Annotated in this window: 15 protein-coding genes and 5 tRNA genes; 19 read left to right on the forward strand and 1 reads right to left on the reverse strand. The window is 38.6% G+C overall.

Going from position 1 to position 22,036, the window contains the following annotated elements:
- Positions 1 to 42: 42 nt before the first annotated feature.
- The 16 genes from hpf to P0077_RS13855 all read left to right on the forward strand — a co-directional run bounded on the left by hpf (position 43) and on the right by P0077_RS13855 (position 13,915).
- Positions 43 to 345 (forward strand): ribosome hibernation-promoting factor, HPF/YfiA family, encoded by a 303-nt coding sequence (gene hpf / locus P0077_RS13780; RefSeq protein WP_194526326.1) that lies wholly within the window; start codon positions 43 to 45, stop codon positions 343 to 345.
- 101 nt (positions 346 to 446) lie between these two features.
- Positions 447 to 520: transfer RNA gene (locus tag P0077_RS13785), tRNA-Thr, on the forward strand.
- Positions 521 to 546: 26 nt separating this feature from the next.
- A tRNA-Tyr gene (locus tag P0077_RS13790) sits at positions 547 to 628 on the forward strand.
- A gap of 55 nt (positions 629 to 683) precedes the next feature.
- A tRNA-Gly gene (locus P0077_RS13795) sits at positions 684 to 756 on the forward strand.
- Between the two features lie 69 nt (positions 757 to 825).
- Positions 826 to 897, forward strand: a tRNA-Thr gene (locus tag P0077_RS13800).
- A 55-nt stretch (positions 898 to 952) separates the two neighbouring features.
- Entirely contained in the window at positions 953 to 2,140 is a 1,188-nt protein-coding gene (gene tuf / locus P0077_RS13805) for an elongation factor Tu (protein WP_276165801.1), read from the forward strand.
- 70 nt (positions 2,141 to 2,210) lie between these two features.
- Positions 2,211 to 2,283 (forward strand) — tRNA-Trp (locus P0077_RS13810).
- A 21-nt stretch (positions 2,284 to 2,304) separates the two neighbouring features.
- Entirely contained in the window at positions 2,305 to 2,493 is a 189-nt protein-coding gene (gene secE, locus P0077_RS13815) for a preprotein translocase subunit SecE (protein WP_276165802.1), read from the forward strand.
- 9 nt (positions 2,494 to 2,502) lie between these two features.
- The gene (gene nusG / locus P0077_RS13820) at positions 2,503 to 3,054 is read left to right on the forward strand and encodes a transcription termination/antitermination protein NusG (protein WP_276165803.1); all 552 of its coding nucleotides are present in this window, start codon (positions 2,503 to 2,505) and stop codon (positions 3,052 to 3,054) included.
- A 67-nt stretch (positions 3,055 to 3,121) separates the two neighbouring features.
- Entirely contained in the window at positions 3,122 to 3,559 is a 438-nt protein-coding gene (rplK, locus tag P0077_RS13825; protein ID WP_276165804.1) for a 50S ribosomal protein L11, read from the forward strand.
- A 20-nt stretch (positions 3,560 to 3,579) separates the two neighbouring features.
- Positions 3,580 to 4,269, forward strand: coding sequence for a 50S ribosomal protein L1 (gene rplA, locus P0077_RS13830; protein WP_276165805.1), 690 nt, complete (start codon positions 3,580 to 3,582; stop codon positions 4,267 to 4,269).
- A gap of 28 nt (positions 4,270 to 4,297) precedes the next feature.
- Positions 4,298 to 4,813 (forward strand): 50S ribosomal protein L10, encoded by a 516-nt coding sequence (rplJ, locus tag P0077_RS13835; RefSeq protein ID WP_276165806.1) that lies wholly within the window; start codon positions 4,298 to 4,300, stop codon positions 4,811 to 4,813.
- A 50-nt stretch (positions 4,814 to 4,863) separates the two neighbouring features.
- Entirely contained in the window at positions 4,864 to 5,241 is a 378-nt protein-coding gene (gene rplL / locus P0077_RS13840) for a 50S ribosomal protein L7/L12 (RefSeq protein ID WP_276165807.1), read from the forward strand.
- Positions 5,242 to 5,385: 144 nt separating this feature from the next.
- Positions 5,386 to 9,195 carry a DNA-directed RNA polymerase subunit beta gene (gene rpoB / locus P0077_RS13845; protein ID WP_276165808.1) on the forward strand — a complete coding sequence of 1,270 codons (3,810 nt, stop codon included), beginning with the start codon at positions 5,386 to 5,388 and terminating at the stop codon, positions 9,193 to 9,195.
- Between the two features lie 54 nt (positions 9,196 to 9,249).
- Positions 9,250 to 13,548, forward strand: a complete 4,299-nt coding sequence (gene rpoC / locus P0077_RS13850) for a DNA-directed RNA polymerase subunit beta' (RefSeq protein ID WP_276165809.1) — start codon at positions 9,250 to 9,252, stop codon at positions 13,546 to 13,548.
- Between the two features lie 55 nt (positions 13,549 to 13,603).
- Complete coding sequence (locus P0077_RS13855) at positions 13,604 to 13,915, forward strand: DUF3467 domain-containing protein (protein ID WP_038234848.1); 312 nt, start codon at positions 13,604 to 13,606, stop codon at positions 13,913 to 13,915.
- A gap of 57 nt (positions 13,916 to 13,972) precedes the next feature.
- Here P0077_RS13855 and P0077_RS13860 read toward each other — a convergent pair whose 3' ends face one another.
- The gene (locus P0077_RS13860; RefSeq protein WP_276165810.1) at positions 13,973 to 15,562 is read right to left on the reverse strand and encodes a peptide chain release factor 3; all 1,590 of its coding nucleotides are present in this window, start codon (positions 15,560 to 15,562) and stop codon (positions 13,973 to 13,975) included.
- A 387-nt stretch (positions 15,563 to 15,949) separates the two neighbouring features.
- Between P0077_RS13860 and P0077_RS13865 the strand changes: the two genes are divergently transcribed.
- From P0077_RS13865 to P0077_RS13875, 3 genes are read left to right on the forward strand one after another with little or no spacing between them, the layout of a single operon-like run.
- Complete coding sequence (locus P0077_RS13865) at positions 15,950 to 19,054, forward strand: T9SS type B sorting domain-containing protein (RefSeq protein WP_276165811.1); 3,105 nt, start codon at positions 15,950 to 15,952, stop codon at positions 19,052 to 19,054.
- Between the two features lie 14 nt (positions 19,055 to 19,068).
- On the forward strand, positions 19,069 to 20,028 hold the full coding sequence (locus P0077_RS13870) for a PorP/SprF family type IX secretion system membrane protein (protein WP_276165812.1): 960 nt from the start codon (positions 19,069 to 19,071) through the stop codon (positions 20,026 to 20,028).
- A gap of 11 nt (positions 20,029 to 20,039) precedes the next feature.
- Entirely contained in the window at positions 20,040 to 21,977 is a 1,938-nt protein-coding gene (locus P0077_RS13875; RefSeq protein ID WP_276165813.1) for an OmpA family protein, read from the forward strand.
- Positions 21,978 to 22,036: the final 59 nt, after the last annotated feature.

Here is a 22,036-nt window from a genome sequence, read left to right on the forward strand (position 1 = left end):
GCAATTTTAGATTACATTGTTTAACATAAAAAACTATAACCTATGAAAGTAAATGCGCAATCAGTCAATTTTAATGCGGATAGATCGCTTATAGACTTTTTACAGAGCAGATTAGATAAGCTTGAAACCTTCTATGATAAGGTAATTAGCGCAGACGTTTATTTAAAAGTCGAGAATACGAGTTCAAAGGAAAATAAAATAGTAGAAATCAAATTGAACATACCTGGAGATAAATTCATGGTAAAAAAGCAATGTAAGAAATTTGAGGAGGCAGTTGACTCTGCTTGTAACTCTCTGGAAAGGAAGCTAATAAAACACAAGGAAAAATCTCGTGTTCAAGCATGATAAATTTTTTTCAAATTTTGTTTTGAATAAACAAAAAAACGTATACATTTGCAGTCCGTTAGAAATAGCGGACTTTTTTATGCCGGAAACGATGTAGAAAAGCCGATGTAGCTCAGCTGGCTAGAGCAGCTGATTTGTAATCAGCAGGTCGTGGGTTCGAGTCCCTCCATCGGCTCTAAAAGTTCTTTAAAAAATTGGTTTGGGGAGATACTCAAGCGGCCAACGAGGGCAGACTGTAAATCTGCTGACTACGTCTTCGCAGGTTCGAATCCTGCTCTCCCCACTTTTTTTAAAAGCCCAATTTTTTTTGGGTGTTGAAATGTTGAATTTTTATAATTGCGGGAGTAGCTCAGTTGGTAGAGCGTCAGCCTTCCAAGCTGAATGTCGCCGGTTCGAACCCGGTCTCCCGCTCTAATAAGCCAAGGTAATGTGTGTGGTTTTGAATCTGCAACGTTGAACCTTGAACCTTGAACCTAATAAGCCGACGTAGCTCAGGGGTAGAGCGTTTCCTTGGTAAGGAAGAGGTCACGGGTTCAATTCCCGTCGTTGGCTCAATTAAGGCATTATTTGTACACTAATATATAACTAAGATTAAAATTCATTAAAAATGGCAAAGGAAACTTTTGATCGTTCCAAACCGCACTTGAATATAGGTACTATTGGACACGTAGATCACGGTAAAACAACATTGACTGCTGCTATTACTACGGTATTGGCGAACGCAGGTTTGTCTGAGCTTAGAAGCTTTGACTCTATTGACAACGCTCCTGAGGAAAAAGAGAGAGGTATTACTATTAACACTTCTCACGTTGAGTATCAAACAGCTAATCGTCACTACGCTCACGTTGACTGTCCTGGTCACGCGGATTACGTAAAGAACATGGTTACTGGTGCTGCTCAGATGGACGGTGCTATTCTTGTTGTTGCTGCTACTGATGGTCCTATGCCACAAACTCGTGAGCACATCCTTTTAGGTCGTCAGGTTGGTATTCCAAGAATCGTTGTTTTCTTGAACAAAGTTGACATGGTTGATGATGAGGAGCTTTTAGAGCTTGTTGAGATGGAAGTAAGAGAATTGCTTTCTTTCTATGAGTATGATGGTGATAACGGACCTGTAATTTCTGGTTCTGCACTTGGTGCCTTGAACGGTGAGCAAAAATGGGTTGACACTGTAATGGAGTTGATGGCTGCTGTTGATGATTGGATCGAGCTTCCTAAGAGGGATGTTGAGAAGGATTTCTTAATGCCTGTTGAAGATGTGTTTACTATTACTGGTCGTGGTACTGTTGCAACTGGTCGTATTGAAACTGGTGTTGCTAACACGGGTGATCCTGTTGAGATTATCGGTATGGGAGCTGAGAAATTGACTTCTACTATTACTGGTGTTGAAATGTTCCGTAAGATTTTGGATAGAGGTGAAGCTGGTGATAACGTTGGTATCTTGTTGAGAGGTATTGAAAAAGCACAAATCAGCAGAGGTATGGTAATCTGTAAGCCAGGTTCTGTAACTCCACACGCTAAATTTGAAGCTGAGGTTTACGTTCTTAAGAAAGAAGAAGGTGGTCGTCACACGCCATTCCATAATAACTATCGTCCTCAGTTCTACGTTAGAACTACAGATGTAACTGGTAACATTTCTCTTCCTTCTGGAGTTGAGATGGTAATGCCAGGTGATAACCTTACTATTACAGTTGATCTTATTCAGCCTATCGCATTAAGTATAGGTCTACGTTTTGCTATCCGTGAAGGTGGTAGAACTGTTGGTGCCGGTCAGGTTACTAAGATTATAGATTAATTTATTATATAGGAAATAATGTAATTAAGGGTGTTCTGCTTTAGTAGGGCACCTTTAAATGCAATTATAAACGGGTGTAGCTCAGTTGGTAGAGCACTGGTCTCCAAAACCAGGTGTCGGGAGTTCGAGTCTCTCCTCCCGTGCGAATTTAAGTAAGAATCATTATGTTAACGTATATAAAAGAATCTATAGAAGAGCTTCGTAACAATGTTACTTTGCCTACAAGGGCCGAATCATCTAATCTTATGGTTGTGGTTGCGGTGTTTTCTATATTGTTCGCTTTGGCGACTTGGGGTGTGGACAGTGCATTCAGCAAATTGGTTCGGTTGTATTTCGATAACATCTTAAACTAGTTTATCGCTATGTCAGAAGTATTGGAAAAGAAATGGTATGTAGTGAGAGCTGTCAGTGGGCAAGAGAATAAAATCAAAGGCTATATTGAAAGTGAAGTAGAGCGCCATGGTTTTTCTGATTATTTAGAAGATGTTTTGGTTCCTACGGAAAAAGTGATTCAGATTCGTAACGGAAAAAAAATTAACAAGGAAAGGGTTTATTTTCCTGGTTATATAATGATAAAAGCCAACCTTGGCGGTGAAATGATTCACATAATACGTTCAATTACGAATGTAATCGGTTTTTTAGGCGAGACAAAAGGAGGGGATCCTGTTCCGTTGAGAAAGACCGAAGTGAATAGAATGTTAGGTAAGGTAGATGAGTTGGCTGTTAATACGGATGCTGTAGCAATTCCTTTCACTCATGGTGAAACGGTTAAGGTTATTGATGGTCCGTTTAATGGTTTTAATGGTACGGTTGAGAAAATCAACGAAGAGAAGCGTAAGCTAGAGGTGATGGTTAAGATTTTCGGAAGAAAAACACCATTGGAACTTAGTTATATGCAAGTAGAGAAAGTATAAGTTAAGTGTTACATATTTAAAGTTGTGTTGCTTCCAAATTGATACAGCTGAAATTTAATTTTAAACAATGGCAAAAGAAATAGGTAAAGTAGTTAAACTACAAGTTAGGGGAGGTGCAGCGAATCCGTCGCCACCGGTTGGACCCGCCTTAGGTGCTGCCGGTGTTAACATCATGGAGTTCTGTAAGCAGTTCAATGCTCGTACGCAGGACAAACAAGGTAAGGTTTTACCTGTTGTTATCACCGTATATAAGGATAAGTCATTTGACTTTATCGTTAAGACACCACCAGCGGCAGTTCAGCTATTGGAAGCGGCTAAGATTAAAAAAGGATCAGGCGAGCCTAACCGTGTAAAATCTGGTAATGTTACTTGGGATCAAGTTAAAACAATTGCCGAGGACAAAATGGTAGACCTTAATGCGTTTACAGTAGAATCTGCGATGAGCATGATTGCTGGTACGGCAAGGTCTATGGGTCTTAAAGTTGCGGGTAAGCGACCTTTCTAAAATCTTAAAAGCAATTTGAAATGGCAAAATTAACTAAGAAACAAAAAGACGCGCACGCTAAGATAGATAAAGATAAACTTTATTCTGTTGGCGAAGGTGCTGCTTTGGTAAAAGAGATTACCAATGCAAAATTTGATGCATCTGTAGATTTGGCGGTGCGTTTGGGTGTAGATCCAAGAAAAGCAAACCAAATGGTACGTGGGGTTGTAACGCTTCCTCATGGTACAGGTAAAGATGTTAAGGTTTTGGCCTTGGTAACACCAGATAAAGAAGCAGAGGCTACTGAGGCCGGTGCTGATTTTGTAGGATTGGATGAGTATTTGGATAAAATTAAAGGCGGTTGGACAGATGTTGATGTTATCATCACTATGCCAAGCGTAATGGGTAAATTAGGGCCTTTGGGCCGAGTTTTAGGACCAAGAGGTCTTATGCCTAATCCAAAAACAGGAACAGTTACTATGGATGTCGCTAAAGCGGTGACTGATGTAAAAGCTGGTAAAATCGACTTTAAGGTAGATAAGACGGGAATCGTTCATGCTGCTGTGGGGAAAGCTTCTTTCTCTGCTGAGAAATTGGAGGAAAATGCTAGAGAGTTGTTGGACACTCTAGTGAAAATGAAGCCTGCTGCTGCAAAGGGTGTGTATATGAAAAGTATTTTCATGTCTAGCACTATGAGTCCTAGTGTTCAATTGGATCCAAAAACAGTTTAATCGAACTGGGTAGTTCAAAATTTACAGTATGACAAGAGAAGAAAAAGCAATCGTAATACAGGATTTGACTTCACAGTTGGGTGAAAACGCTACTATTTATTTAGCAGATATTTCAGGCTTGAACGCAGTGCAGACCTCAGATTTGAGAAGAGCATGTTTTAAGGCTAATGTTAAACTGGCGGTAGTCAAAAATACATTGCTTGCAAAAGCAATGGAAGCTTCTGATAAAGAATTCGGAGAACTTCCTGAAGTGCTTAAGGGCAATACTTCATTGATGTTTTCGGAAGTAGGTAATGTTCCTGCAAAGCTTATAAAGAACTTTAGAAAAAAGTCTGATAAGCCTCTGTTGAAAGGAGCCTATGTAGAAGAATCAGTATATGTTGGTGATGAGAATTTGGATGCGCTTGTAAGCATCAAGTCTAAAGAAGAAATGATTGGTGAGGTTATTGGGTTATTACAATCTCCTGCTAAGAATGTTATTTCTGGACTTAAATCTGGCGGTGGTAAACTGGCAGGTATCCTTAAGACATTATCAGAAAGATAAGTACGCACTAAACTAAGTATATTTTAAAAATTTATTAAACGATAGTAAAAATGGCAGATTTAAAAGATTTCGCAGAACAATTGGTTAACTTAACCGTAAAAGAGGTAAACGAGTTAGCAGATATATTAAAAGATGAGTATGGTATCGAGCCTGCAGCTGCTGCAGTAGCTGTTGCCGCTGGTGGTGCTGGTGAAGCTGGTGAAGCCGCTGAAGAAAAGTCTGAATTTGACGTAGTATTAACAGCAGCAGGTGGTTCTAAACTAGCTGTAGTTAAATTGGTAAAAGAATTAACAGGTCTTGGATTGAAAGATGCTAAGGACATTGTTGATAGCGCGCCAAAAGCAGTTAAAGAAGGTGTTTCTAAAGACGAAGCTGAAGCAATCAAAAAATCTTTGGAAGAAGCAGGAGCGGAAGTTGAGCTTAAATAGTATCAGCAACCATAACAATTTGGTTTAGGTCTTTCTTCGCTTCTAGCGGAGCTAGACCTAAGCCTTTTTATACAAGTAAGACCCACGTATATGATGAGGTATACGACCCCAATTTAGTATTCACGTTCAAAATACTGTCCATAGATGTTCACACAACAGACTGAGAGAATAAATTTTGCATCCGCTAAGAACACACCGGATTATCCGGATTTCTTGGACATCCAGATTAAATCGTTTCAAGACTTTTTTCAGCTAGAAACAAAATCTGATGAAAGAGGCAATGAAGGCTTGTACAATACCTTCATGGAAAACTTCCCTATTACGGACACAAGAAACCAGTTCGTACTTGAATTTTTAGATTACTTCATAGACCCGCCAAGATATTCTATCCAAGAATGTATAGAGCGTGGTCTTACTTATAGTGTTCCGTTAAAGGCACGATTAAAATTATACTGTACCGATCCTGAGCATGAAGATTTTGAAACTATCGTGCAAGATGTGTATTTGGGTACTATACCTTACATGACGCCAAGTGGTACATTTGTTATCAACGGAGCGGAAAGAGTTGTAGTTTCTCAGTTGCACCGTTCACCTGGTGTTTTCTTCGGTCAGTCATTTCACGCAAACGGTACCAAGTTATATTCTGCCAGAGTAATACCGTTTAAAGGTTCGTGGATAGAATTTGCAACAGATATTAACGGTGTAATGTATGCGTACATTGATCGTAAAAAGAAGTTGCCGGTAACTACTCTTTTTAGAGCTATCGGTTTTGAAAGAGATAAAGATATTCTTGAGATTTTTGACCTATCTGAAGAGGTTAAAGTTTCAAACGCAGGTCTTAAAAAAGTATTAGGACGTAAATTGGCCGCTAGGGTTTTGAACACTTGGCATGAAGATTTCGTTGATGAGGATACGGGCGAAGTTGTTTCTATTGAAAGAAACGAAATAGTTATTGATCGTGATACTGTTTTAGAAAAAGATCATATTGCTGAAATATTGGATACTGATGTTAAAACTATTCTTCTTCATAAGGAGAGTAATGCGCAATCAGATTATTCTATAATTCACAATACATTACAGAAAGATCCAACAAATTCAGAGAAAGAAGCTGTTGAGCATATCTATCGTCAATTACGTAATGCCGAGCCGCCCGATGAGGAGACTGCTCGTGGTATTATAGATAAATTATTCTTTTCTGATCAACGTTACAACTTAGGTGAAGTTGGTCGTTATAGAATGAATAAAAAATTACAGTTGGATATTGGAATGGACAAGCAGGTCTTGACTAAAGAAGATATCATAACTATTATTAAATATTTGATCGAACTTATTAACTCTAAAGCAGAGATTGATGATATCGATCACCTTTCTAACCGTCGTGTTCGTACTGTGGGTGAACAATTGTCATCTCAGTTCGGTGTAGGTCTTGCTCGTATGGCAAGAACTATTCGTGAGCGTATGAACGTTCGTGATAACGAGGTGTTTACACCAATAGATTTGATTAATGCGAAGACTTTGTCTTCTGTAATCAACTCTTTCTTTGGTACGAATCAGTTGTCTCAGTTTATGGATCAAACCAATCCATTGGCAGAGATTACGCACAAACGTAGGTTATCTGCATTAGGACCAGGTGGTCTTTCAAGAGAGCGTGCAGGTTTTGAGGTTCGTGATGTACACTATACACACTACGGTAGACTTTGTCCTATTGAAACTCCTGAAGGTCCAAACATTGGATTGATATCTTCATTAGCGGTATTTTCTAAAGTAAACCCAATGGGCTTCTTGGAAACTCCATACCGTAAGGTTGATGATGCTAAGGTTAACACTGAAGAATTTGTTTACCTAAGTGCAGAGGAGGAAGAAGGAATGAAAATTGCTCAGGCAAACATTCCTTTGAAAGAAGATGGACAGATAGATACTGAGAAGGTTATTGCACGTGAGGAAGGTGATTTCCCTGTTGTAGATCCAAGTGAAATTAACTATACGGATGTTGCACCAAACCAGATAGCGTCTATTTCAGCATCACTTATTCCTTTCTTGGAACATGATGATGCCAACCGTGCTTTGATGGGTTCTAACATGATGCGCCAAGCTGTGCCATTGTTACGACCACAATCTCCTATTGTGGGTACAGGTCTTGAGCGTCAAGTTGCTTCAGATTCAAGAGTACTTATAAATGCAGAAGGTGATGGTACTGTTGAGTATGTAGATGCAAAGATGATTACGGTTAAGTATGATCGTACTGATGCTGAGCGTTTGGTTAGTTTTGAAGAAGATTCAAAATCATACAACTTGGTTAAGTTTAGGAAAACAAACCAAGGTACAAGTATTAACTTAAAACCAATTGTAAGAAGAGGCGATAAAGTTAAGAAAGGTCAGGTTCTTTGTGAAGGATATGCTACTGAGAAAGGGGAATTGGCGTTAGGTCGTAACCTTACCGTAGCGTTCATGCCTTGGAAAGGATATAACTTTGAGGATGCTATCGTAATTTCTGAAAAAGTAGTTCGTGAGGATATCTTTACGTCAATTCACGTAGATGAATATTCTTTAGAAGTTAGAGATACTAAATTAGGTGCTGAAGAATTAACCCATGATATTCCTAACGTTTCGGAAGAGGCTACTAAGGATTTGGATGAAAACGGTATGATCCGTATTGGTGCGGAGGTTAAGCCTGGTGATATCTTGATCGGTAAAATTACACCAAAAGGTGAGTCTGATCCAACACCTGAAGAAAAGTTACTTAGAGCTATTTTTGGTGATAAAGCAGGTGATGTAAAAGATGCATCTTTAAAAGCATCTCCATCATTACGTGGTGTTGTTATCGATAAGAAGTTGTTTTCTCGTTCAGTTAAAGATAAGCGCAAGCGTTCTGAAGATAAAGAAGAGCTTAACAAGTTAGAGTTAGAGTACGAAGTGAAGTTCCAAGAGTTGAAAGATATCTTGATCGAGAAACTTTTTAGTCTAATTAACGGTAAAACGTCTCAAGGGGTATTGAACGATTTAGGTGAAGAAGTATTGCCAAAAGGTAAGAAGTACACACTTAAGATGTTGAACTCTGTAGATGACTTTGCTCACTTGGTAGGAGGTAGCTGGACAATGGATAAGGATACAAACGAGTCTGTTGCCGATTTACTCCACAACTATAAGATTAAATTAAACGATCTTCAGGGTAACCTAAGAAGAGACAAGTTTACAATTTCTGTGGGTGATGAGTTACCGGCAGGTATTATGAAATTGGCTAAAGTTTATGTGGCTAAAAAGCGTAAGCTTAAAGTAGGTGATAAAATGGCGGGTCGTCACGGTAACAAGGGTATTGTTTCTCGTATCGTTCGTCAGGAAGATATGCCGTTCTTGGCAGATGGAACGCCAGTTGATATTGTATTGAACCCATTGGGTGTACCTTCTCGTATGAACATTGGTCAGATTTACGAAACCGTATTAGGTTGGGCCGGTCTTAAGTTGGGCAAAAAGTATGCGACACCTATTTTTGATGGTGCTACATTGGAGCAAATTAATGAGTATACAGATGAAGCTGGTATTCCAAGATTTGGTCATACATACCTTCATGATGGTGGAACAGGTAAACGTTTTGATCAGCCGGCAACAGTTGGTGTGATCTATATGCTGAAACTTGGACACATGGTAGATGATAAGATGCACGCACGTTCTATAGGACCGTACTCTCTAATCACACAGCAGCCATTAGGTGGTAAAGCACAGTTTGGTGGTCAGCGTTTTGGAGAGATGGAAGTTTGGGCTCTTGAGGCATATGGTGCTTCGGCAACTTTACGTGAAATATTGACCGTTAAATCGGATGATGTTATCGGTAGAGCCAAGACCTATGAGTCAATAGTTAAGGGCGAAACCATGCCAGAACCCGGTTTACCGGAATCTTTCAACGTATTGATGCACGAACTTAAAGGTTTGGGCTTGGATATCCGTTTGGAAGAATAGAATCGATTGTAGCGATTGAAGAACACTCATTTTAATTAGTATCACCATTAGATTATGGCTAGAATAAAAGATAATAATCCAGTAAAAAGGTTTGATAAAATTTCTATCGGATTGGCCTCTCCAGAAGCAATTTTGGCGGAGTCAAGAGGGGAAGTTCTTAAGCCTGAAACTATTAACTATAGAACGCACAAGCCAGAGCGTGACGGTCTTTTTTGCGAGCGTATATTCGGTCCTGTAAAGGATTATGAATGTGCTTGTGGTAAGTATAAAAGAATTCGCTACCGTGGTATTGTTTGTGACCGTTGTGGTGTAGAGGTTACTGAAAAGAAAGTACGTAGAGATAGAGTAGGGCACATTAACTTGGTAGTTCCTGTAGCTCACATCTGGTACTTCCGTTCGTTGCCTAACAAAATAGGATACCTTTTAGGTTTGCCTTCCAAGAAATTGGATATGATTATTTACTACGAACGTTATGTAGTAATTCAACCGGGTATCGCTAAAGGTCCTGAAGGTGAAGAAATCAATAAAATGGATTTCTTGACCGAAGAGGAGTATTTAACTATTTTGGAATCTATTCCAATTGAAAATCAATATTTAGAAGATTCGGACCCTAACAAGTTTATAGCTAAAATGGGAGCTGAATGTCTTATAGATCTTTTAGCTCGTATAGACTTAAAAGAACTTTCGTACCAGTTACGTCACAAAGCGAATACAGAGACTTCTAAACAAAGAAAAACAGAAGCGTTAAAAAGACTTCAAGTTGTTGAGGCGCTTCGTGAATCTCAAGAAAACAGAGAAAACAGACCTGAGTGGATGATCATGAAGGTAATTCCGGTTATTCCACCAGAATTGCGTCCATTGGTACCGCTAGATGGTGGTCGTTTCGCTACTTCAGATTTAAATGATCTGTATAGAAGGGTGATTATCCGTAACAACCGTTTAAAAAGGTTGGTAGAGATAAAAGCTCCTGAGGTAATTCTTAGAAATGAGAAACGTATGCTTCAAGAAGCGGTAGATTCTCTTTTCGATAACACCAGAAAAGCATCAGCTGTTAAAACGGAATCTAACAGACCTTTAAAATCACTATCTGATTCATTAAAAGGTAAGCAAGGTCGTTTCCGTCAAAACTTACTAGGTAAGCGTGTTGATTACTCTGCACGTTCGGTAATTGTTGTTGGGCCGGAATTGAATTTGTATGAATGTGGTCTTCCTAAAGATATGGCTGCTGAGCTTTATAAGCCTTTCGTTATCAGAAAACTGATAGAAAGAGGTATTGTTAAGACAGTAAAGTCCGCTAAGAAGATTATAGATAAAAAAGAACCTGTTGTTTGGGATATTCTTGAAAACGTACTGAAAGGTCACCCAGTTCTATTGAACCGTGCCCCAACGTTGCACCGTTTAGGTATTCAAGCTTTCCAACCAAAACTTATTGAAGGTAAAGCAATACGTCTTCACCCGTTGGCGTGTACAGCGTTTAACGCGGATTTTGATGGAGATCAGATGGCGGTTCACTTGCCATTAGGCCCTGAAGCTATTTTGGAAGCTCAATTATTAATGTTGGCTTCTCAGAATATATTGAACCCTGCTAATGGATCACCTATTACGGTACCATCACAGGATATGGTTCTGGGTCTATATTATATGACCAAAGAAAGAAAATCAACACCGGAAGTTCCTGTTAAGGGTGAAGGGTTGACATTCTATTCTGCAGAAGAGGTGGAGATTGCTTTTAACGAAGGTCAGGTTGAATTGAACGCAGGTATAAAAGTACGTGCTAAAGACTTTAACGAAGAGGGTAATTTGGTAAACCAAATCATACCTACTACAGTTGGTCGTGTATTGTTCAACAAAAACGTTCCTGAAGAAGCGGGTTACATCAACCAAGTTCTTAACAAGAAAGCTTTAAGAAATATTATTGGTGATATTTTGGCTGTTACAAACGTACCTGCAACGGCTAATTTCTTGGACAGAATTAAAACTATGGGTTACGATTTTGCCTTTAAAGGTGGATTGTCCTTTAGTTTGGGGGATATTATTATTCCTAAGGAGAAGCATGAAATGATTGCTGATGCTAACGGTCAGGTAGATGGAATTATGACCAATTATAACATGGGTCTTATTACCAACAATGAACGTTATAATCAGGTAATTGACGTTTGGACATCAACCAATGCAATGTTGACCGAACTTGCTATGAAGCGTATTCGCGAAGATCAGCAAGGATTCAACTCGGTATATATGATGCTTGACTCTGGTGCAAGGGGTTCTAAAGAACAGATTCGCCAGTTAACAGGTATGCGTGGTTTGATGGCTAAGCCTAAAAAATCTACTGCCGGTGGTGGTGAGATTATTGAAAATCCAATTTTATCGAACTTTAAAGAAGGTCTTTCTATTCTTGAATACTTTATCTCTACTCACGGGGCACGTAAAGGTCTTGCGGATACGGCTCTTAAAACAGCAGATGCAGGTTACTTAACTCGTCGTTTGGTAGACGTTTCTCAGGATGTTATTATTAATATCGAAGATTGTGAGACTTTAAGAGGTGTGGAAGTTTCTGCATTGAAAAAGAATGAAGAAGTTGTTGAGTCGTTAGGAGCACGTATATTAGGTAGAGTTTCTCTACATGATGTGTTTGATCCGTTAACTCAAGAGCAGTTACTTTCTGCAGGTCAGGAAATAATGGAGAGTGATGCTAAGCGAATTGAAGATTCTCCTGTGGAGAAAGTTGAAGTACGTTCAGCATTGACTTGTGAAGCTCCTAAAGGAATTTGTGCTCAATGTTACGGTAGAAACCTTTCTACTAATAAAATGGTACAAAGAGGTGAAGCTGTTGGGGTTGTTGCGGCACAATCAATTGGTGAGCCGGGTACACAGCTTACATTGCGTACTTTCCACGTGGGTGGTATTGCAGGTAACATTTCTGAAGATAACAAGTTGATCGCTAAATTTAACGGTGTAGCGGAAATTGAAGATTTAAGAACTGTTGTTTCTATAGATAAAGAAGGGAATCCGGCAACAATCGTAATTTCTAGAACATCTGAGATTAAGGTTATAGATAAGAAAACGGGTATAACATTAAGTACTAATAATATACCTTACGGTTCTCAATTGTTCATTGATAATGGAGCAACGATTTCTAAGGATGATGTAATTTGTTCTTGGGATCCATATAACGGTGTAATTGTTTCTGAATTTCCAGGGAAAATTGCTTACGAAAACATTGAGCAAGGTGTTACATATCAAGTAGAAATTGATGAGCAGACCGGTTTCCAAGAAAAAGTAATTTCAGAATCTCGTAACAAAAAGTTGATACCAACTCTTTTGATACAAGATAATAAAGGTGAAACATTACGTTCATATAACCTTCCTGTTGGATCGCATATCATGGTAGATGATGGTGAAAAGATCAAAGAGGGTAAAACACTTGTGAAAATTCCACGTAAATCTGCTAAAGCAGGTGATATTACGGGTGGTCTTCCAAGGGTAACTGAACTTTTTGAAGCACGTAACCCTTCTAACCCAGCAGTTGTTTCTGAGATAGATGGTGTTGTTTCTTTTGGGAAAATCAAGAGAGGTAACCGTGAAATCATTATTGAATCTAAATTAGGGGAAATCAAGAAATACTTGGTAAAGCTTTCTAATCAGATTTTGGTTCAGGAAAATGATTATGTTCGTGCAGGAATGCCGTTATCGGATGGTTCTATTACTCCAGAAGATATTCTTAAAATAAAAGGCCCATCAGCTGTTCAACAATACTTAGTGAACGAAGTTCAAGAAGTATACCGTTTACAAGGTGTGAAGATTAATGACAAGCACTTTGAGGTAGTTGTAAGACAGATGATGCGTAAGGTGCGTATTCAAGATCCAGGTGATACTATATTCTTAGAGAACCAATTGGTTCATAAAGATGATTTTATCCGTGAAAACGATGATATCTTTGGTAAGAAGGTTGTGGTTGATGCTGGTGATTCTGATAACCTTAAAGCGGGTCAGATAATTACAGCTCGTGAATTGAGAGATGAAAATTCTGTCTTGAAGCGTTCAGATAAAAATCTTGTAACGGCAAATGATGCAGTTGCAGCTACGGCTACACCTATCTTGCAAGGTATTACACGTGCGTCTTTACAGACTAAATCGTTTATATCTGCAGCATCTTTCCAAGAAACGACTAAAGTATTGAACGAAGCTGCTGTTAGTGGTAAAGTAGATACGTTAGAAGGTTTGAAAGAAAATGTAATTGTTGGTCATAAAATACCAGCAGGTACAGGTATGCGAGACTATAGCAACATCATTGTAGGCTCTAAAGAAGAGTATGATGAAATCATGGCGCGCAAAGAAGCCTTGAAATTTTAAACTCAAATAATTCAAACCCTCAATAGTTTCTATTGAGGGTTTATTTTTTCTATATATGAGCGAAAAAGAACAAAAGCAAAACCAGATTAATATAGAGCTGGATGAAAAGACAGCGGAAGGGATATATTCTAATTTAGCTATTATCAACCATTCAGTTTCAGAATTTGTAGTTGATTTTATTAGTATGATGCCCGGAGCACCAAAAGCTAAGGTGAAGAGCAGAATAGTTTTAACACCACAACATGCCAAAAAGTTTTTAAAGGCGTTGAATGATAATGTAAAGCGTTTTGAGGCGGCACATGGAACTATAAAGGACTATGAGCAACCACCAATACCTATGAATTTTGGCCCAACAGGAGAGGCTTAAAATAAAAAATGCCCTTTGCAGCTGCAAAGGGCATTTTTTATTAACTCTTTTTTGTCCTTAATCAAATTCAGAAACGAAGTGAAGCTTTACACTTGGGTATTTTTGTTGTGTCATTTGTAAGGAGAACTGTGAATCCGCAAGAAAGACCAGTTGATTTCGCTTGTCCTTTGCTAAAAACTTTTGCTTCACCCTTTTGAATTCTTTAAACTCTTCGTTCTTAGGGTCCGCTGGTTCTACCCAACAAGCTTTAAATACTGGGAAGTTCTCGTACGTACATTTAGCTCCATATTCATGTTCAAGACGGTATTGGATAACTTCAAACTGTAGGGCTCCTACGGTACCAATAACTTTCCTTCCGTTCATCTCAAGGGTAAATAACTGCGCTACACCTTCATCCATTAACTGATCAATACCTTTGTACAGTTGTTTGGACTTCATTGGGTCGGCATTGTTGATGTATCTAAAATGCTCCGGAGAGAAGCTTGGAATGCCTTTGTAGTGGAGCTCTTCGCCTTCTGTTAATGTATCACCAATTTTAAAATTACCGGTATCGTGAAGCCCTACAATATCTCCTGGGTATGATATATCTACAATCTCTTTCTTCTCGGCAAAAAAGGCGTTTGGACTGGAAAACTTTAGTTTTTTGCCATTTCTGACATGCAAATAGGGCTTGTTTCGTTCAAAAGTCCCCGAAACAATTTTAATGAATGCCAATCGGTCACGGTGCTTAGGATCCATATTGGCATGTATTTTAAATACAAAACCGGACATTTCTTTTTCATTGGCATTTACAACTCTTTCTTCGGCTTTTTTTGGTCTGGGAGAAGGAGCTATTTCAATAAAACAATCCAATAGCTCACGGACACCAAAATTATTTAGGGCAGAGCCGAAAAATACGGGTTGTTGCGTTCCGTTCAAATAACTTTGCTTATCGAAATCCGGATATACACCTCTTACCAATTCTAGATTGTCGCGCAGCTCTTCGGCGGCACTATTGCCAATAATTTGTTCTAGCTCCGGACTCTCTATAGAATCAAAAGCAATGGTTTCTTCAATGTTCTTTTTACTGTCTCCGCTAAAAAGGTTGATGTTTTTCTCGTAGATATTATAGATTCCCTTAAAATCGTACCCCATACCAATAGGGAAGCTTAAAGGCGTAACGGCAAGACCCAATTTTTGTTCCAAATCATCAAGTAGGTCAAATGCATCACGACCTTCCCTATCCAATTTATTTATGAAAACAATCATGGGAATGTTGCGCATACGGCAAACCTCCACCAATTTCACGGTTTGCTCCTCCACACCTTTGGCAACATCGATCACAACTATGACACTATCTACTGCGGTAAGCGTTCTAAACGTATCTTCCGCAAAGTCTTTGTGACCGGGAGTATCAAGAATATTGATTTTTTTATCCTTGTATAAAAACGCCAGGACTGAAGTAGCCACAGAAATACCCCTTTGGCGCTCTATTTCCATAAAGTCACTAGTGGCTGTTTTCTTTATTTTATTATTTTTTACGGCTCCAGCTTCCTGAATAGCTCCACCAAATAACAGAAGTTTCTCCGTTAATGTGGTCTTACCTGCATCTGGGTGGGAAATTATTCCAAAGGTTCTACGCCGTTGAATCTCATCTTTAAAACTCATGAAGAAAATTTGGGCAAAAATACGTTAAATTATAGTTATGACCTGACTTAAGTTTAGTAAAAACTGAGCTAAATAGCTCTAGGGGCACTGTAAAAAGCTATGGTTTTATGTAAATCGGTAAACTGCAAAAAATATCGATTTCGTTAATCATGAACTTAAGTTATGTTCAATTTTATTGGTTCTAAAATGAGTAGAAAGGTATTGTTTTCAGCCCTTTACCGAATATATATGTCTTTAGAAGATAATTCATAATTTATACTTTCAAAACAATTTGGTTAACGAAATATTAAATATATCTTGCACCTAGAATTGAAGTGTCCCAACTTCTTACTGCATACTTTTTTACCTACACGCCATGGTGATTAGTTTAATGAAAGCTAAACATTTATGGAAAAAATTACTCTACTAAATTTTAAAAATGTTGCGGTTAAAACTGTGACGTATACCTTTACCTTGGCCGTTTTTGGTTTAGGCTCTTCATTGTACGCTAATGAAAGTAGTATTGATAAACTTAGTGGCAAAGATGATGCGAAAGTTGAAAGTGTTAGAGGAGCAGCAGCTAACATGCCCAACACTGATGACTGTATAGAATTTACTACTATTGAAATTTTCGGTGATGATTTTGGCTTTGAAGATGGAGTTACTGATGGTAGTCTTTCCGCCGAGAATGTAGATTTAAGTTCAAAATGGGGGCTTCCTGCTGGTAGTGTTTTGGTTTCTGTTACCGGAGCAAATACTAAAAGTTCTGGCGGGTCTTTTGAGGTAAATAATAGTATTCCAACTACTTTTTCTTTCTCCGGTACAGTTCCTGTAAAAATTCTTGCAGAACATTCTATTAGAGTAGATGCAAATCATAGGGATGGGATTATTGCGCTTGATGATGTAGCGTATATCCGAACAAATACTTTGCCCAACGGTGTTATTTCAGGTAATGATGGAAATGATTATTACGTTGAAAATACAACTGATAATGATATAAACTCTAGTAGTCGCTTCACTTGGGAGTCCCAAGATTTAGTTGATGAAGTTCAATTTTATACAACTTCTGATGCTCCAATTAACGGAATACATCTAAGTATTATTCCAGTTCAATGTCTTGAGGTAGATACTGATAATGACGGAGTTCCGGATGTTACAGATTTGGATGATGATAATGACGGTATTCTCGATACGGATGAAGATCCTAATATTGATGGTGATGATAACCCACTAACGGACCCTTATGATTTAGATGAAGACGGTATTCCAAATCATTTGGATATTGATTCTGATAACGATGGTATTCCAGATAATGTAGAAGCCCAGACCACTGAAGGGTATATCGCTCCTAATGAGGATGATGAAGCTACATACATTTCAAATGACGGTTTAAATTCTGCGTACCCAGATGGATTAACTCCTGTGAATACAGATGGAAATGATGTAGAAGATTATCTTGATGCAGATAGTGACAATGATGATGTTCCGGATAACAACGAAGGAAACGATTTTAATTTTGACGGAATTCCTGATCAGACCTATACTGGAATAGATACAGATGGAGATGGATTGGATGATGGATACGAAGGAAGCGATGTTAATGACGGTTTTGATGTAAATGATGAAATTAATGATCCAGCTAACGATTTACCGGATACGGATGGTACTGAAGATGTAAATTATCGTGATTTAGATGATGATGGAGATGGTATTGATACTCCAGATGAAGACATAGATGAAGATGGTGACCCAACTAATGATGATTCAGATGGAGACGGAACACCGGATTACCTTGAATTTAATGAAGATAATACTACCGATACAGATGGCGATGGTGTTCCGGACTCAACGGATTTGGATGATGACAACGATGGTATTTTGGATACGGATGAAGACCCTAATACAGATGGTGATGATAACCCGTTAACAAACCCCTTGGATACGGATGAAGATGGTATTCCAAATCATTTGGATATTGACTCTGACGATGACGGTATTCCAGACAATGTTGAAGTACAAACTACAGAGGGTTATATTGCGCCAAACGAAGACGATGAAGCAACTTATGAAGCCAACGATGGTTTAAACTCAGCTTACCCAGATGGTCTTACACCTGTGAACACAGATGGTGAAGACACAGAAGATTACATAGACTTGGATAGTGACAATGACACGGTTCCTGATAATAATGAAGGCAATGACTTCAACTTTGATGGTATTCCTGATCAGACCTATACGGGGATAGATACAGACGGAGACGGTCTAGATGATGGTTACGAGGGTAGCGATGTTAATGATGGTTTTGATGTTAATGATGAAATAGATGATCCAGCTAATGATTTACCGGATACAGATGGTACTGAGGACGTAAACTATCGCGATCTAGATGATGATGGAGACGGTTACAATACACCAGATGAAGACGCAGACGGTGATGGCGACCCAACTAATGATGATACGGATGAGGATGGCACACCGGATTATTTAGATCCAGACTCTAATCCTAACCCTAATAATGACAGAGATACAGATGGTGATGGCGTTCCGGACAGAGTAGATTTAGATGATGATAATGATGGGATTTTAGATACGGTAGAAGATCCAAATACGGACGGTGACGATAACCCATTGACTAATCCATTGGATTCTGATGGTGACGGCAGACCAAACCATTTAGATATTGATTCTGACGACGACGGTATTCCGGACAATGTAGAAGCACAGACCACAGATGGCTACATTGCGCCAAATGATGATGACGAGGCAACTTATGCGGAGAACGATGGTTTAAACTCAGCTTACCCGGACGGATTAAATCCAGTCAACACAGATGGTACTGATGAGCAAGATTATATAGACTTGGATAGTGATAACGATTTGGTATTCGATAATAATGAGGGCAATGACTTTAACTATGACGGTGCTCCTGATCAATCATTTACAGGAACGGATACGGACGGCGACGGTTTAGACGACGGTTACGAAGGAAGTGATATCAACGATGGTTTTGATGTCAATGATGAAATAGATGATCCAGCGAATGACTTACCTGACACAGATGGTACGGAAGATGTAAACTACAGAGATTTAGACGATGATGGTGATGGAATTGATACACCTGACGAGGACGGAAACAACAACGGAGATCCCACTGATGATGATTTAGATGGAGATGGTACTCCTTCCTACCTAGATCCAGAAGAGGATACTGAGATTGTTGTTATGCAAATGGTGACGCCAAATGGTGATGGTAAAAATGAATTCTTGTGGATTGAAAACGTGGACAAAGCACTAAATAATAGCCTTAAGATTTTTAACCGATGGGGTGTAGCAGTTTATGAAGGAGAAGAGTATAACAATCAGAACAATGTTTTTGATGGTAGATCAAAAGGTCGCTCAACTATAAGCGGTCAAGACTATCTGCCGGCGGGCGTGTATTTTTATATCTTTGAGTACAACACTGCGAACCAACAAAATGTAACCGATAGTGGTTATATTTACATCAGTAAATAATCTTTAAAGTAGATATGATTTTAAAAAACAAACTACTGGCCGCCTTATTTTTGGTATTGATATATTGTCAAACAGCTTCTGCCCAGCAAGATGCCCAGTACACACAATATATGTTTAATACTATGAGTGTAAACCCGGCTTATGCGGGTTCTAGGGGGCAGCTCAGTATAGCGGGTCTATATAGGTCGCAATGGGTTGGTTTGGACGGTTCTCCGGAGACTTTTACCATCAACTTACATTCTCCTATTAGAAACAGTAATGTAGGGTATGGGTTATCTGTGGTAAATGACAAAATAGGCGAAGGTACCGTACAGGAAACATATATTGATGGGTTGATTTCTTATTCAATTGATGTTTCTCTAAAAGGAAAATTATCGTTTGGATTAAAATTAGGAGGAAATATCCTGAATTTGGATTTTGAACAACTAAGACAGAGACCTGGTTTTGAAGAAGCTGTAGGTACGGATAATATTGAAAATAGATTTTCTCCTAATGTAGGTTTGGGTATGTACTATCATACCAATAAATTTTATGCGGGACTTTCTGCTCCTAATTTATTGGAGGTTGAACATTTTGACACGGAGGATAATGATGCTAATCAGATAGATTTTCTAGCAAAAGACCGTGTAAACTTTTATTTGATTACGGGTTACGTATTTGATTTGAACGATAATCTTAAATTCAAGCCAGCTCTTTTAACAAAGGTGGTTGGTGGTGCTCCACTTCAAGTAGACGTATCCGCTAATTTTCTTTTTGCCGAGAAATTTTCGTTTGGAGCGGCGTATAGATGGGATGCTGCGGTGAGCGCTCTTGCAGGCTTTCAGATATCTGACCAAATTATGCTAGGATTGGCCTATGACAAGGAAACTACGGATTTTGGTAGTACCCAGTTCAACAGCGGATCGTTTGAAATTTTTCTAAGATGGGAATTGGTGAAGTCATTTGAAAAACTAGTATCTCCTCGTTTCTTCTAAACCCTTGCCTTATGATAAAAAAAATACACATTCTATTTATTTTGGTCTTTGTTATGGGCGAGAGTGGTTTTGCCCAAGAAAAGTTAATTACCAAAGCCAATGAAAAATATGACGAGTACTCGTTCAGTCCAGCTATAGATATCTATAAAAAAGTTTTGGACCGTGGGTATGCCTCGGCAGATTTGCTTAAAAAATTAGGTAACTCTTACTATTACAATGCAGATTATGAAGATGCGGCAAAAACATATAAGAGGCTAGTAGAGGAGTATCCCAGTGAAATTGGTCCAGAGTATTATTTTAGATATGCTCAGACCTTAAAAACTTTAGAAGAGTATGATGCTTCCAAAGAAGTTATGTCCAAGTTTTTAGAAGCTACGTCAGATGATGTGAGAGCTTCTGCCTATAAGGATGAGAAAGACTATTTAAACGATATCAAAAGGAATTCAGGCAGATATAACGTTTCGCCATTTCAATATAATTCTCCATATTCAGAGTTTGCACCTTCTTTTTATAAAGAGGGGCTTATTTTTTCTTCAGATCGGGATACCGGTAACTTTGCCCGATACCGTCACACTTGGAATTCAAAGGATTTTTTGGATTTATACAAGGTAAATGCCGATAGTATTTCTCAAGGCACGGTTATTAAGTTTGGAGATCATGTGAATACAAGATTGCACGAATCAACTTCTACAGTGAACAAGGCTGGGGATGTTCTTTATTTTACACGGAATAACTTTAAGGCTGGTAAATATATTAAAGACGATAATGGAGTAATTCGTCTTAAAGTATTCAAAGCTAAAATGATTGAAGGCGTATGGTCCGAAATTGAAGAGTTACCGTTCAATAGTAACAATTATTCAGTGGCACACCCAACATTAAGTCTTGATGAAAAGACCCTGTATTTTGCTTCGGATATGCCTGGTACTTTAGGTGAATCCGATATTTTTAGGGTTTCCATAAACGAAGACGGAACTTACGGAACGCCTGAAAATTTAGGTCCGGTTATCAATACGGAGGCACGAGAAACATTTCCTTTTATAACCAGTGAAGACATTCTATATTTTTCTTCTGACGGTCATCCAGGACTTGGAGGCTTGGATATTTTTGCTACTAAAGTTGCCAATGGAAGATTAGATGGAAACGTTATGAACGTGGGTGAACCCGTCAATGGAAGAATGGATGACTTTACGTTTATCTTCAACGAAGAAACAAAAAAAGGGTTTTTTGCCTCTAACCGTTCGGAAGGGCAGGGAGCCGATGATATTTACGCCTTCTTGGAAACCAGGTCGCTAGTTATTGACTGTGAACAAGCTATTACTGGTGTGGTGCGGGACAAAATATCTAATGAACCTTTAATTGGGGCATCGGTTAAGGTCATCAACGAAAATAATGAAGAAGTAATGTCGGCCATTACAGATGCCGAAGGAAAGTATAGCCTATTGGTAGATTGTACTCAAGGTAATTTTGTAAGAGCAATGACAGAAGGTTATATTCCATCAGAGGAATACTTAAGTAAATCTGACGGAGAGCCAAAGACAATTGATTTCTATTTGGAAAGAGACTCTGTCACCGCAGGTTTTGGAGATGATTTAGCCAAACTACTTCAATTGAGTACGATTTATTTCGATTTTAATAAGTACAATATCCGTAAGGATTCTGAAATAGAGGTTGAAAAGGTGATTGCTGCAATGGAAAAATATCCAAGTTTAAGAATCAAAGTAAATTCTCATACGGATAGTAGAGGTAAAGATTCATATAACTTATGGCTTTCTCAAAAACGTGCAGAATCTACGGTTAATTATATGATAAAAAGAGGTATCGCCAAAGAGAGATTGGATAGCGAAGGCTTCGGGGAAACTAAATTGATCAACCAATGTGCCAATGGTGTCAAATGTTCAGACAAAGACCATGAACTGAACAGAAGATCAGAATTTATTATTCTTGAATAATTTTTATCTAATAATATTTGAGAAGGCAGCTATAACAAATAGCGGCCTTTTTTGTTTGA

It is taken from the genome of Zobellia alginiliquefaciens (assembly GCF_029323795.1).
GTDB lineage: Bacteria > Bacteroidota > Bacteroidia > Flavobacteriales > Flavobacteriaceae > Zobellia > Zobellia alginiliquefaciens.